Annotated in this window: 13 protein-coding genes, 1 tRNA gene and 1 pseudogene; 10 read left to right on the forward strand and 5 right to left on the reverse strand. The window is 62.4% G+C overall.

Annotation, left to right across the window (positions count from 1 at the left end; translation table 11 throughout):
• The first annotated feature begins 285 nt into the window (after positions 1-285).
• Entirely contained in the window at positions 286-873 is a 588-nt protein-coding gene (locus tag EGD98_RS14980) for a twin-arginine translocation signal domain-containing protein (RefSeq protein WP_220589168.1), read from the forward strand.
• 46 nt (positions 874-919) lie between these two features.
• Here EGD98_RS14980 and EGD98_RS14985 read toward each other — a convergent pair whose 3' ends face one another.
• Positions 920-1,237, reverse strand: a complete 318-nt coding sequence (locus EGD98_RS14985; RefSeq protein WP_220589169.1) for a hypothetical protein — start codon at positions 1,235-1,237, stop codon at positions 920-922.
• 295 nt (positions 1,238-1,532) lie between these two features.
• Here EGD98_RS14985 and EGD98_RS14990 point away from each other — a divergent pair, with 295 nt between their 5' ends.
• Positions 1,533-1,805 carry a phage terminase large subunit family protein gene (locus tag EGD98_RS14990; RefSeq protein WP_220589170.1) on the forward strand — a complete coding sequence of 91 codons (273 nt, stop codon included), beginning with the start codon at positions 1,533-1,535 and terminating at the stop codon, positions 1,803-1,805.
• A gap of 20 nt (positions 1,806-1,825) precedes the next feature.
• On the opposite strand, the gene EGD98_RS14995 is transcribed toward EGD98_RS14990, so the two are convergent.
• Positions 1,826-2,962: a CBS domain-containing protein gene (locus EGD98_RS14995; protein ID WP_220589171.1), complete on the reverse strand. Its 1,137-nt coding sequence runs from the start codon at positions 2,960-2,962 to the stop codon at positions 1,826-1,828.
• A gap of 185 nt (positions 2,963-3,147) precedes the next feature.
• Here EGD98_RS14995 and EGD98_RS15000 point away from each other — a divergent pair.
• The 3 genes and pseudogenes from EGD98_RS15000 to EGD98_RS15010 all read left to right on the forward strand — a co-directional run bounded on the left by EGD98_RS15000 (position 3,148) and on the right by EGD98_RS15010 (position 5,425).
• Positions 3,148-4,403: pseudogene (locus EGD98_RS15000) on the forward strand (RNA-guided endonuclease InsQ/TnpB family protein).
• A gap of 119 nt (positions 4,404-4,522) precedes the next feature.
• Positions 4,523-4,822 carry a lycopene cyclase domain-containing protein gene (locus EGD98_RS15005; protein WP_220589172.1) on the forward strand — a complete coding sequence of 100 codons (300 nt, stop codon included), beginning with the start codon at positions 4,523-4,525 and terminating at the stop codon, positions 4,820-4,822.
• A gap of 114 nt (positions 4,823-4,936) precedes the next feature.
• A complete protein-coding gene (locus tag EGD98_RS15010; RefSeq protein ID WP_236039486.1) occupies positions 4,937-5,425 on the forward strand; it encodes a minor capsid protein in 489 nt (162 codons plus the stop codon).
• On the opposite strand, the gene EGD98_RS15015 is transcribed toward EGD98_RS15010, so the two are convergent.
• Positions 5,422-5,772, reverse strand: a complete 351-nt coding sequence (locus tag EGD98_RS15015; RefSeq protein WP_220589173.1) for a hypothetical protein — start codon at positions 5,770-5,772, stop codon at positions 5,422-5,424. The two genes, EGD98_RS15010 and EGD98_RS15015, sit on opposite strands and share 4 nt — an antisense overlap.
• 770 nt (positions 5,773-6,542) lie before the next feature.
• Between EGD98_RS15015 and EGD98_RS15020 the strand changes: the two genes are divergently transcribed.
• Positions 6,543-8,171, forward strand: a complete 1,629-nt coding sequence (locus tag EGD98_RS15020; protein ID WP_220589174.1) for an amidase — start codon at positions 6,543-6,545, stop codon at positions 8,169-8,171.
• A gap of 177 nt (positions 8,172-8,348) precedes the next feature.
• Here EGD98_RS15020 and EGD98_RS15025 read toward each other — a convergent pair.
• Positions 8,349-8,423: transfer RNA gene (locus EGD98_RS15025), tRNA-Val, on the reverse strand.
• Positions 8,424-9,123: 700 nt separating this feature from the next.
• Between EGD98_RS15025 and trpD the strand changes: the two genes are divergently transcribed.
• Genes trpD through trpG form a run of 4 tightly spaced genes read left to right on the forward strand, consistent with a single transcriptional unit; the run spans position 9,124 to position 13,014 of the window.
• Positions 9,124-10,119: an anthranilate phosphoribosyltransferase gene (trpD, locus tag EGD98_RS15030; protein ID WP_220589175.1), complete on the forward strand. Its 996-nt coding sequence runs from the start codon at positions 9,124-9,126 to the stop codon at positions 10,117-10,119.
• Complete coding sequence (locus tag EGD98_RS15035; RefSeq protein ID WP_220589176.1) at positions 10,116-10,769, forward strand: phosphoribosylanthranilate isomerase; 654 nt, start codon at positions 10,116-10,118, stop codon at positions 10,767-10,769. The genes trpD and EGD98_RS15035 overlap by 4 nt, the downstream gene beginning before the upstream one ends.
• On the forward strand, positions 10,766-12,400 hold the full coding sequence (gene trpE / locus EGD98_RS15040) for an anthranilate synthase component I (RefSeq protein WP_220589177.1): 1,635 nt from the start codon (positions 10,766-10,768) through the stop codon (positions 12,398-12,400). Before EGD98_RS15035 ends, trpE begins: the two co-directional genes overlap by 4 nt.
• Positions 12,397-13,014: an anthranilate synthase component II gene (trpG, locus tag EGD98_RS15045; RefSeq protein WP_220589178.1), complete on the forward strand. Its 618-nt coding sequence runs from the start codon at positions 12,397-12,399 to the stop codon at positions 13,012-13,014. Before trpE ends, trpG begins: the two co-directional genes overlap by 4 nt.
• On the opposite strand, the gene EGD98_RS15050 is transcribed toward trpG, so the two are convergent.
• Positions 13,011-13,199, reverse strand: coding sequence for a DUF8029 family protein (locus EGD98_RS15050; RefSeq protein WP_220589179.1), 189 nt, complete (start codon positions 13,197-13,199; stop codon positions 13,011-13,013). The genes trpG and EGD98_RS15050 overlap by 4 nt on opposite strands.
• Between the last annotated feature and the right edge of the window lie 499 nt (positions 13,200-13,698).

The raw sequence follows: 13,698 nt of genomic DNA on the forward strand, positions 1-13,698 counted from the left end.
TCACTATCGGGACCGTACAGCATGGGTGGGTAAAGCTGGGTAGTACCAACTGCTGGTCGGTGCCGCGGCCGGTGCGTGCCCGATACTCAAGTGGGTCCGTCGGTGGCAACTGCAAACGGTGTTCCCTCGGGTCGCAAGGGCGGCTCACTGCGGGTGGGCGCGCCTCGCACCGCTGTCACTGTGGCTGCGTTCCCCGGCCACGCGGCGGGACGGCGGTTGGAGGGCCGCAACTGCAGGGCCAGTGCTCACCCCGAAAAATCCGCTATGGACCCACGGAGGATTAGTATGACCGACGACACCAGTGAGACACTGCTCGACCGTATCGACGACTCCCGACGGGACTTCATGAAGAAAGGCGCGCTCGCCACGGGGGCCCTCGCGCTCGGGGCGTCCGGCACTGCCGCTGCACAGGAGGACGACGACGGCCTCCTCGAAGAGGACTGGCAGGCGCTCATCTTCATCTCGAACTTCCACCCGAACGGCCGATTCGTCTTCGTCTCGGATGTGGTCGAGTTCACCCCGAACTACGGTGACGTCCAGGACAGCTTCTTCACCGACTACAACACCTACCAGATTCGGTGGCTCGACACCGACGAGGTCGTCCCGCTGTTCGTGGCCGAGGACGCTCCCATCGGGTCGTACGACGAGGACCTCGGGTTCATTCCGGACGACGACCAGAACCAGCCACAGGTGTACGAGGTCGACCAGGAGTGGTCGCCCTTCGGCGACAACGAACGGCTCGTCACGCTCGACGTCAGCCCCCTCGACGAAGACGACGAGGACGCGCTCCTCGATACACAGGACTGGTGGCAGGAATCCGACGACGCGACGAACGGCACGCCGACCGACGACAACACCACGAACGGCACGTGACGCTCACGCCGTCCCGACCGACGACGACTGGCCTGGGCGGTCTCGGCTAGAGCACCCGCAGCCGGTAGCCCTCGATAGCCGTCTCGTCGGCCACGCGCCCGGTTTCGACCGCGGTGTCGACGATGTCCGCGACGAACGCCTTCGGGACCTCGACGCTGATGAAATCCGACTCGCCGGGGACGGTCAGGCGGGCCATCGTCCGTTCGGTCCCGTCGTCGTTGTAGATGCTTCCAACCTTCTCGCCGTCCCGCAAGAACCGCAGCGTCACGTCCGTCGCGTCTAGTTCGTCGAAGCTGACCTCGAACACCATCTGGTCGTCCTCGATACGGGCGAGCAGTCGGCCGTCGTGTTCTGTGACCAACATGACTGCCCGTTGGAACCGACGACGTATAGACGTCGTGTCCCTGTTGTATCATGACGGCACCGTCCATATATAGCCCTATATACTGACTGAACGTTCCTGAACTAGACCGGTTTTTATCTCGAAAAACATTTTTAGCGGTGGAAACGAAACGGTCGATACAGTATGCAACTCGACTCGTTCGCAGTCGGTGGCGCCGTCGCCGCCGACCAGTCGGTCCCTCTCGCCCCCGTGGCGCCGGTCGCCGTCGACCCGGCCGCCACCGCATCGTGAACGCGGCGACGCCCTACCCACTCCAATGACTCCTGATACCCCAACAGCCGATAGTCCGCCGAAAGCCACGCTCTTCTGTCCGGAGTGTAGCCACAGCAGTCGGTACGACGGTGACTGGACGCGAGCCAGAAGCGGCCAGACCGTCCACTACAGCTGTCCGGACTGTCACACGGAGATTACGACCCGTCCGGCGTCGGCCGAACCGACGGCGGCCCCTGTCACCGAGTTCTTTACCCGCTGGACCGACACCGTCCAGACGCTCCAGAGCGCCTGGCTGAAAACGTTTTTCCGGGCCTGAAACGGCCGGTCAACGGGCGACTACAGCTCGCCCAGCTTCCGCAGCAGCTGTCCGCGGTACTCTTCGTCTGCCTGGACGCCCTTGCGTTCGAGGACGTTCCGCTCTAGTTTGTCCAGCGCGACGTTGAAGGCCATCTCTGCGCCGTACCCCTCGCCGGAGCCGGCGGCCTGGCCCTTGTTGGTCCGGAGCCGAATCTGGCACTGGATGAGTGGGGTGCCACGGAGCTTCTCCTTGTGTTCGTGGAAGCGGACGTGGGCGTGCTGGACCTGCATCGCCTGGTACTTGTCGGCCACGCTGCTGATGTCCTCACGGATGTCCGCCCGGGAGATGGTGTCCAGCAGGGAGATGTTCGTGATCTGGACGTCCATGTGGTCCTCCTCGGTGTAGGTCAGCGCCCGGAGCACGTCGGTCTTCGTGACGATACCGATGACGTGGTTCACGTCGTCGGTCACCACGAGGCCGGCGAAGTCGTGCTCCAGCATCCGGGACACGGCATCGCGCACCGAGTCGCTCGGGTCGGCCGTCTCGACCGGGCTGTTCATGATGTCGTAGACGGGCATATCGAGCACCCGCTCGATTTCGCCCGAGCGGTCGCCGCGGGTGGCCTTGTTCATGTCCCGGACCACGACGTCGACAATGTCGTGGCGGGTGACCATCCCGGTTAGCCCCTCGGTTTCGTCTAACACCGGGAGCCGGGAGATGCTGTGTTTCCGCAGCAGGTTGACGATCTGGCCGACGTTGGTATCCTCTCGGACGGTGATGACGTCTTCCGTGTAGATTTGCTCGATGGTCAGGGCGTCGAGGTTCTCGATGACCGCCTCCAGGATAGCGTCCTCGGTGATGATACCCCAGAGCTCCTCCCCCTGGAACACCGGCGCTACCTTGGTCCCGCCTTCCACGAGGACGCGGGCGACCTTGCGCACGTCCGCGGTGCGTTCGACCTTGGGCGCCGAGCGGACCATCGCCCCCGCCTTCGCGTCGTCCTCGACGTGGGACTGCACCAACTGCTTCTGCGTGATGATGCCGACGTACTCACCGTCCTCGGTGACGATGATGCCTTTCGGGTTCTCCCGCTCGAAGATAGCGCGGACCTTCCCGAGCCGCTTGTTAGCGTCGACCTCGACAAACTCTCTCGTGGCAATGTCAGAAATATCCATCGTGCTTCCCAGGCGGAGGTAGTACGTGAAGGATTATAAAGAACAAGGAGGATTTCCACCCGTCGGGCACAGGATGAATCCGACAACCAGTTTCACGAACTACCGTCGATAGTGGGAGCGGATATTGCACACCGACCTGTCGAATTTAACACTTATTTGCCTGTATATTAATACGAAACAAATGGATGTTGGAGACAACCCGTACTTACATCGCACAAATTACTAACCACAGTGAAGTTCGTGACGTCCTTGACCAGTGCGGGTTCTCGGCATCCAAACTGTGGAACGTCGGACGCTACTTTATCCAAGAACGGTGGGAAGAAGACGGTGAGATACCCGACGAGAAAGATATGAAATCGGAGTTGAAAGCCCACGAACGCTACAGTGACCTGCATTCTCAGTCAAGTCAGCGAGTTCTCGAAGAACTTGCTGAGGCGTTTACCGCCTGGTACAACTCCGATGACGACAACAACCCGCCGGGCTACCGAAAACGTGGTGACCGACACCCACGCTCCACTGTGACGTGGAAGCAGAAAGGCATCAAACACGATGACAAACACGGTCAACTCCGTCTCTCAAAAGGCTGGAACCTGAAGGACGGGCAGTCTGACTTCATCCTCGCCGAGTACGAAACCCGTCCTGACGTACAGGTCGAGAGCATTCAACAGGTACGTGCTGTCTGGAACGGTGACCAGTGGGAACTCCACCTCGTCTGCAAGAAGGAAATCCCAGTCGAGGACGCGCCCGGCGACAAGACGGCGGGCATCGACCTCGGCATCAGCAACTACCTCGCCATCGACTACGAAGATGGTACAAGCGAGCTATATCCGGGGAACGTGCTGAAAGAGGATAAGCACTATTTTACCCGCGAGGAGTACCAGACCGAGGGAGAGAATGGGCCGTCGAAGCGTGCGTTGAAAGCTCGGCGGAAACTCTCCCGACGCAAAGACCACTTCCTCCACACTCTCTCGAAATGCATTGTGCAACGGTGTGTCGAAGAAGGGGTGGAGAAGATAGCAGTTGGTGACCTCAGTGATATTCGAGAAGGTGACAACGGTGGCCCTCGAGATTGGGGTTCTTCGGGGAACAAGAGGTCCACGGATGGGAGTTCGACCGATTCACTCGTCTACTCGAATACAAGGCCGAAGAACACGGGATACTCGTTGACCGTGTAGACGAGGAAAATACGAGCAGGATGTGTTCATATTGTGAACAGATTCGAGACGCGAACCGTGTGGAGCGTGGGCTGTACGTCTGTGAATCGTGTGAGACGACAATGAATGCAGATGTGAACGGTGCGGTGAATATCCGCCGAAAGATAACTCAGAGTCCCTCATCGGGGGATATGAGTAACGGCTGCGTGGCACAGCCCGGAGTCTTCCTGTTCAACCGCGAAAGCGGACGGTTCACACCGAGAGAACAGGGCGTCTGCAAACCCTAATATCCCAACGCTGGGGATTCCTCCGAATTCAGGCGGAGGAGGATGTCAACAAGGTTGGTTTAGTTCCCGTCGCGTGGAGTCGGGGACAACGTTTAGGATGGTCGAGCCGTCTGTGGGATATGCTCCCCGACATCGGCGTGTTCGGTCCCTACACCTATCTCGTGACGGAAGTCGTCTGGGGGACCGTCGCGCTGGCGCTCCTGTGGCGGGCCGACGCGCTTCGGATGGCCGGCAAGACCATCGTCGCGCTCTACCCCATCGCGTACGTCTGGGACTGGTACACCCTCGAAGTGGGCGTCTTCGCTATCCAGCTGCGAACCGGCGTCGACCTGCTGGGTATTCCCATCGAGGAACATATCTTCATGGTCGTCGTCCCCGCCCTGGTCATCGGTCTGCACGAGACGCTCCACGGCGACTAAGGGTCCATGACGAGGGGCCTACCGGGCCAGGTTCTAGGTGATTATATCCTCCCGAGAGGTTCATACACACGCCACCGAACGTATATGTAGTCCTATCTTCATATCTCGGATACCATGAACCAGACCGAACCCTACGTCGAACTGTACGTCCGCTCGATGCTGCCCGACGGTGCCGGGTCGCGCCAGGAGACCGTCATCGACAAACTCGAGAAACTGGAGCGTCGCGAGGAGATAGCGGGCTACAACGTCGTCGTCTGGGGCAAGCAAATCGCCCCCGAGTCGGCGGCCGCCAACACGGAAGAGGGCCGGTACATCCTCAACCGCGTCGCCGAGTTCAAGCAGTGGGCGCTCTCGAACAACGTCTCTCTGGAGTCGTTCTACCAGCGGACCACCGTCGACTCCGAGGCGACCGAGTCGGCGTACGATGCGATGGTGCTCCCGGTGATGGGGCTGGCCGAGTACGACGGGAACGAACTCGCACACGTCGCCCCCTGCACCGCCGGCGAGACCGTCCACACTATCACTGACCGACTGGAGCGGCTGGACGCCGGCGAGCCGTCGGCGCTCGACCAGCAGGCCCAGACCCCGATATCGTCCGACTAGGCGTCTAGCGACCGGGCGTAGGCGCCGATGTCTTCGTCCTCGGACAGCAACGCAACCACGTCGTCGGCCGCGACGGCGAGTTCGTAGGCCGGGCGACCCTTCCCGACCGCGTCCTCCGTCTCCGCCTTCGCGAGCAGGTTCGCCTCGGTCAGGTTCCCCAGTGCCGTGATGACCTCCCGGCGCTCGATGCCACCGAAGGGCGGGCGTTCGAGCTCGTCCATGCGCGCCTTGGCCGTCTCGGTCACGTCGTAGGAGTGGGCCGGCGTCTCCCCGTCTTCCGACAGCTCGGCGACGGACAGCAGGACGAACTGTTCGAACGACTGGACCGAACCGAGTGCATCGTTCATACATATAAGTCCGCTGGCCGGTGTAAGAAGCTACTGAAACTGACCGGAATTGCGGGACTTGATACGGGAATGCGGTCCCAGACCGCCCCGGAGAACAGGGACGCCGACTTTCACAGGGGACGGGACGTCGAGGCGGGGCAGTCAGCGAGCGACATCGCCGAAGCGTGTGGTGTCACGAGGCCGAACGCAGTGAAGTCTACCGACCCACGCGCTGTGGGCGTGACAGATGGCCCGGAATTCACGACGAGTAATCCGTGATTTCACGCCTTGCTCGCGGACCTTCTCGCACGGGTATATAGTACCATTTTACACAGTAACGTCTCGCGAGAATATCTCAGAGTTCCTTTCTGAAGTTACTGACACCAGACCACGATATTATCAAGAGGGCCTGATTCCCATAGCTGGTCAGACAGATTCTTGTCGCTGCGTATTGGTAATCGGCCGGAAGCCGGCTGGCGTGATGATGATTCAACACTGTACCTGTGCTTGCCAGAAGTGACGAACGGGCTACAATATACTAGTTCTAATATGAATCTTAAAGAACTGCAACTTTTGCTAACTGCATAGCTATCATTATACAAAAATTTGATACATCTTCTCAAAATTGTCAATATTGCATGCAAAATAGAAAACATGATGGCAATTCTGGTAGCGAGCCCGCAGAAAGTAACGAGCATCTCAAACGGAGGGGCTTCCTCGGATCATTGGGTGTTCTGGGCGCTGCTGCCGTCGTGCCAGGGAGTGGACTTTTTGGTTCCCAATCCTCCGATGTGCCGGACGACGACTTCGATCCTCTGGAGGTCACTGCCCGAGATGTCGTGAAAAAATATCGGACGGGACAGCTAACCGTCCAAGAGGTCGTCGTTCGGTATCTCGAACGCATAGAAGAGTTCGAGGACGAACTGAACGCGATTATACGGATCAATCCACATGTCCTGGATCGGGCTGGGGAACTGGACGCGGCACTTGAAGCGGGTGAAGACGTGGGTCCACTTCACGGCGTCCCGATAATACTGAAAGACAATCACGATACGGCAGACATCCCGACGACCGCTGGTTCTGTTTCGATGGCCGAATCGAACCCGACTGACGACGCGACCATCGTCTCCGAGATACGGGATGCAGGTGGACTTGTGCTTGCGAAAGCGAATCTCAGCGAGTTCGCGTTTAGTTATGAGACGATCAGCTCGTTCGGTGGGACCACTACCAACCCGTATGATACCGAGAGACACGCCGGGGGGTCCAGCGGCGGAAGTGCAGCTGCGATGGCAGCGAATCTCGGAGTTCTCAGCACTGGTTCCGACACCGGCGGCTCCGTCCGTGTCCCATCAGCGGCATGCTCGCTCGTCGGCCTTCGTCCCTCGACTGGACTCATCAGCCGGGACGGAATTATCCCGCTCGCATTGACGGAAGACACGTCCGGACCGATGACTCGAACGGTCGCTGACACAGCCATGCTCCTGGACGTTGTCGTCGGTTACGATTCAGCGGATCCCGAAACCAGTGAGAGCATCGGTGAGACCCCACATGCTGATGGTCGCAGCTACACCGACTACTTGCGACTCGACGGGCTGGAGTCCGCCCGTATCGGGGTTTATCGGGATTGGGTAGGGCCCACGGAAGAAGAAAAAGAGGAATCGGATTCCGACATCGTTGCCGACGCCAACGCGGTGGCGGACGTCTTCGACGATGCGCTTACCGAACTCGAAGAAGCAGGCGCAACGGTTGTTGACCCGGTCGATGCCCCATCCTGGGACTTCGTTTACAGTGCCAACGTTAGTTCCGGGGACGAGTTCAATCGTGATATCAACTCGTACCTCTCAGAGGTAGAGGATTCTGACGCTCCCGAAAATCTCGCGGAGATTGTCGAATCCGGTGAATATTCCCCGGCGATTAGCTATATCAAGGAACGCGAGGAAGTCGACGAGGATGCAGTCAACGAGAACGTCGAGTATTTACAGACGCTCAGTCGACGCGACGATCTCCAGCAGTCGGTGTTGAGCACCTTCGCCGAGAACGATCTTGATGCGATCGTCTATCCGGCGACCAGACACACCGCACCGCATATTGACAGCGATGAGCCATGGGGATCGAACGCACAGTTGACCCCTGCGCTGGAGTTCCCGTCAATGACGGTCCCCGCAGGATTCACGGACGAGAGTGAGATGCCAGTCGGTATCGAGTTCGCTGTCCCCGAGTTCGAGGAGGAGAGGCTCATTGAACTGGGCTACGCATACGAACAGCAAAGTCAGGCACGTCGCCTACCGGACAGTTTTGGTCGCCTCGAGTCGTCCCCTGACGAGTGGACCAGTGACAAGATCGAATCCTGGAACGAGAGTCAGCACAAACGTCAAACCGCCGAGAGCCAAAGCGAGGAGACGACCCAGAGTGACGACTAACGCGATGGTGTGGGGTAGTAACGGTTAGTGCTCGCTCCACGGTGCCGACACGAGCGCTCTACTCAGTCTCACAGTCCCACACGCCGGCCCGGAGTACGATACCGGAACAGACCCAGTATTTGCTCACTCTGTGACTGTCACTGCCCGGTGATTCCCCAGCGGCGATAATTCGAGAAATGGGTTCGGGCGGATTTGAACCGCCGGCCTCCTCCATGTCAAGGAGGTGTCATAACCGACCTAGACCACGAACCCTCGCTGCCTCGTGCAACCAATCCTTGCCGGGGGGTATAATTGAAGGTTTCGAATTCCGGACCCGCACGGCGTCTGTTGATTCGGCACACACTTCGTGATCGTAATGTCGTAGTCGTGGCTACTCCGACTGCTGGGGAGCCAAAGAGCCAGAAAGCCCCGGCTGGCTCCGGTCGGGGGCCTCGCTGTCGTCCGAGAGGGCGAAGCCCTCTCGTGATCACGAAAGACGCTTCGCGTCTTTCGAACGACGGTCCTCACTGCGTTGCGGTCCTTGCGGCGGCCGCCTTCCCGGAGCCAGCCGCCCCTTTCAGTCCCGCCCAACGCTGTTTGACCAACTGGCAGGGTGGGACTGAAAGGGGCCGAGCTATCGACGAACCCCGGCGTCCGCGGCTTCGCCGCGTGGCTCGGGAGAGCTTCGCTCTCCCCGTGACGCAAGCACGCGAAGCGCGCGCAGCGAGTCGCGGGTCGCGAGGGACCGGAGGTCCCTCGTCTTGGTGAGCGGGCCTACGGCCCGCGAACCAAAGCCGATAGCTCGGGGGCTTTCTGACTGTTCGCTGTGCCGTTGTCAATCGTTGCTAGCGGGGCTTTCTGGCTGTTAGAGCTACAATTCGCTCAGGTGAACACCACTGGTGGGACCCCGATAGGCTTAAGTCAGTGTGCAGATTTGTACATCACAACACGAAAAAGACCATTGGTGACCACTATGCAGGCATACATCGAGCGCGTTACTGACGGCGAGGACCTGACACAGGACGAGGCACGCGAGGTCGCGACGCTCGTCTTCGAAGACGCCACCGAGGCCCAGATTGGAGCGCTGCTGTCGGCGCTGCGGGCCAAGGGGGAGACAGAGGCCGAGATAGCGGGCTTCGCCCAGGGGATGCGTGACGCGGCCCGGACCATCCAGCCAGACCGCGAGGGGCTGGTCGACACCTGTGGGACGGGCGGGGACGACTACAACACGATCAACGTCTCGACGACGAGCGCTATCGTCGCGGCGGGGGCGGGCGTCCCCATCGCGAAACACGGCAACTACTCGGTCTCCTCGTCGTCGGGCAGCGCCGACGTGCTGGAGGTCGCCGGGGTCGACGTCGACGCGGAGCCGCCGGCCGTCGAGGCGCGCATCGAGCGGGACGGTATCGGGTTCATGCTCGCGCCCGTCTTCCACCCGGCGATGAAGGCCGTCATCGGCCCGCGCAAGGAACTGGGGATGCGCACCGTCTTCAACATCCTCGGGCCGCTGACGAACCCCGCCGGCGCCGAGGCACAGGTGCTCGGGGTGTACGACCCCGACCTCGTCCCGGTGCTCGCCGAGGCGCTGGCTCGTCTGGAGACCGAGCGAGCGCTCGTCGTCCACGGGAGCGGGCTGGACGAGATAGCCATCCACGACGAGACCACCGTCGCGGAGGTCACCGGTGACTCCATCTCGGAGTACACCATCACGCCCGCTGACATGGGGCTCGAACAACACGACATCGACGCCGTCGCCGGCGGCTCGCCGGAGGCAAACGCCGAGGACCTCCGGGGTATCGTCTCCGGCGAGGTCACCGGCGCGAAGCGTGACATCATCCTCGCGAACGCGGGCGCGGCCATCTACGTCGCGGGCGTCGCCGAGAGCCACGAGGCGGGGGTCGAGCACGCCCGAGCGGCCATCGAGTCGGGCGACGCCGCCGCGAAGCTGGAGGACCTGATCGGGGAATGACGCGCGTGAAGATTTGCGGCGTGACGAACGAGGCGGACCGCGACGCCATCGTCGCGGCGGGCGCCGACGCCGTCGGTGTCATCCACGGGGTCCCGGTCGAGACGCCCCGAGAGGTCGACGCGGACACCGCCGCGTCGCTCGTCGCCGGCGTGGCGCCACTCGTGACGAGCGTGCTGGTGACCATGCCACGGACCGTCCAGCAGGCGGTCAAGCGCGTCGACGAAATCGAGCCCGACGCCGTGCAGATTCACGATGGGCTGGAACCCGCGGAGCTGGGCGCGCTTGCTCGGCGCGTCACCCAGCAGATAGTCGCCGTGGTCGATGCCGAGGCCGACGATATCGCCGAGTACGCCAACCACGCCGACGCCCTGCTGGTGGACTCGGTCGACGACGAGGGTGCGGGTGGCACCGGCGAGACCCACGACTGGGAGCGCACGCGTGAGGTTGTGGCCTCGCTCGACGTCCCCGTGATTCTGGCCGGCGGCCTCACTCCTGAAAACGTCGACGAGGCCGTCCGTACCGTCGGGCCGTTCGCGGTAGATACGGCCAGTGGGGTCGAATCCAGCGGGGGCCAGAAGGACCACGACGCGGTCCGTCGGTTCGTCTCGAACGCCACCGCGGCGAACGCTGACACGGGGGTATCGGCGTGAACATCGATATCTCCCGCGAGGAGTTCATCGAGCACGCCGAGGCCGACCGGCCGGTCGTGGTCCGGGCCGCGGCCGACCTCGACGTCGACCTCGAACCGCTCGCGGCCTACGCCGCGCTCTCAGGGCGGACGAGCGACGCCACCGAGAGCGACTACACCTTCCTGCTGGAGAGCGCCGAGAAGGTCGCCTCCAGCGACCCGGACGGGGCTTTCGCCCCCGAGACGGACGACCGCCACGCCCGGTTTTCCTTCGTCGGCTACGACCCGCGAGCGGTCGTCACCGTCACCGGCGATGAAAGCGAGGTCGAGGTCTTCGACGACCGTTACGCGGACCTCGTGACCACCGACGGCGGCGACGTCGTCGACGACCTCCGGGCGGCGATGCCCGACGTCGAACTGCGCGGGTTCCCCGAGATGGACCGCCAGCATCTGGACGGCGGGCTCGTGGGCTTTCTGGCCTACGACGCCGTCTACGACCTCTGGCTCGACGAGGTCGGGATGGAGCGACCCGACTCCCGGTTCCCGGACGCGCAGTTCGTCCTGACCACCTCGACGCTGCGCTTCGACCACGCCGAGGGCGCCGTCGAACTCGTGTTCACGCCGGTCGTCCGCGCCGACGAGGACGCCGGGGCCCGCTACGACGAGCTCGTCGCGGAGGCCGAGCGTGTCGAGACGGCCCTCTCGACGGCCGAGACGCTGTCGACCGGCGGCTTCAGCCGCGAGGCCGAGGTGGCCGGACCGAAAGACGAGTACGAGGACGCCGTCAGGACGGCCAAGGAGTACGTCCTCTCGGGGGACATCTACCAGGGCGTCATCTCCAGGACCCGGGAGCTGTACGGCGACATCGACCCGCTGGGGCTGTACGCGGCGCTGCGGGAGGTCAACCCCTCGCCGTACATGTATCTGCTCGGCCACGACGACCTGAGCATCGTCGGCGCGAGCCCGGAGACGCTGGTCTCCGTGGCCGGCGACCGCGTCGTCTCGAACCCCATCGCCGGGACGTGCCCACGAGGGAACTCACCCGTCGAGGACCGCCGGCTGGCCGGCGAGATGCTCGCCGACGGGAAAGAGCGGGCCGAACACACGATGCTTGTCGACCTGGCGCGAAACGACGTCCGACGGGTCTCCGAGGCCGGCTCCGTTCGGGTCGAGGAGTTCATGAACGTCCTGAAGTACAGCCACGTCCAGCACATCGAGTCCACGGTGACGGGGACGCTCGCGCCGGAGCAAGACGCCTTCGACGCTGCCCGGGCGACGTTCCCGGCCGGGACCCTCTCCGGGGCGCCCAAGATTCGCTCGATGGAGATAATCGACGAACTGGAGCGCTCGCCCAGAGGGCCCTACGGCGGCGGCGTCGGCTACTTCGACTGGGGCGGGGACACCGACTTCGCCATCGTCATCCGCTCGGCGACCGTCGAGGAAGGGGTCCCGCTGCCCGACGACGACGAGCCGGTCCACGACCGAGTGACGGTCCAGGCCGGTGCCGGTATCGTCGCCGATTCGGACCCCGAGAGCGAGTACATCGAGACCGAACAGAAGATGGACGGCGTGCTGGCGGCCGTCGAGCGTATCGAGCGCGAGGGCGGGGCGGCCGACTCGACCGTCGCCGACGAACCGGAGGTGAGCCGATGAGCGCAGACGCCGCCAGCGAGACGGCGGGGGACCAGCCCCGCGTCCTCTTCGTCGACAACTTCGACTCCTTTACCTACAATCTCGTCGAGTACGTCTCCGAACACGCCGAGACCGAGGTCGTCCGGAACACGGCCACGCTCGAGGACGTGCGGGCCTTTGACCCCGACGCCATCGTCATCTCGCCGGGGCCGGGCCACCCCAGGAACGACCGTGACGTGGGCGTGACGATGGACGTCCTCCGTGAGCTCAGTCCCGACACGCCGACGCTGGGCGTCTGTCTGGGCCTGGAAGCGGCCGTCTACGCCTACGGCGGCACCGTCGGCCGCGCGCCCGAGCCAATCCACGGGAAAGCGTTCCCTATCGACCACGACGGCGAGGGCGTCTTCGCCGGGCTGGAACAGGGGTTACAGGGCGGGCGCTACCACTCGCTGGTGGCGACCGAGGTACCCGAGGAGTTCGAGATTTCGGCGACCACCACGACCGAGGACGGGACCGAGCTGGTGATGGGTGTCCGTCACCGCGACTACCCCATCGAGGCCGTCCAGTTCCATCCGGAGTCGGTGTTGACGGCCGTCGGTCACGATGTCATCGAGAACTTTCTCGCTGGGCTCTAGAGCACACCGAAGCCGAGCAGGCCCAGCAGCCATATCGTCCCGACAACGATGATGCCGATGATGACGAGCCGCCACGCGACCTTCATCACCAGGCGGCCGACCAGGAGGACGATAGCTATGAGGATGAGGCCGGCGAGGACTGCCGGAACGGTGCCAATCCCACCGAGTTGCAACAGGCCGAGCATACTGCCTATGACACATAGCGGACACAAATACTTCGTGGCTTCGACAGCGGTAGTATCAAATTTCAGCCAACTGAAACGAACCTGAGAGAGCGTGCTTCGACTCCCCGCGCTCACGCCGCGAAACGAGCCGCCGTCCGGCCGCTGCTGGGGCGCATCGCAAGACAGCGGTGGTGTAGTCCGATAATCGCCGGACGGCGTCACGTCTGACGCGGGCTATAACCTTCTATATCGGGGCCCAGTCACCGACAATCTCCACCTGAAACCCCCGCTAGTTTCCACTGGATTTCTCGCTCCCATCGGGCGGTTAGTGGGGTTCCGATTCCACTTTCACTACGGTCTACTCACCATTAAGAAGTTATCGCCGTTGCTAGTGGTCGTACACGACCAGTCCGTACCGTGCCGTCGGCATCGCTCACAACCACCGTAGTATCATCTATTTGATAGCTACGGGACCTGACACGAAACTGAGAAAGCAAGCGTTATACCCCATCCATGAATA

Origin of the sequence: Haloarcula salinisoli (assembly GCF_019599405.1) — an archaeon.
In the GTDB taxonomy this organism is placed as follows: Archaea; Halobacteriota; Halobacteria; order Halobacteriales; family Haloarculaceae; genus Haloarcula; species Haloarcula salinisoli.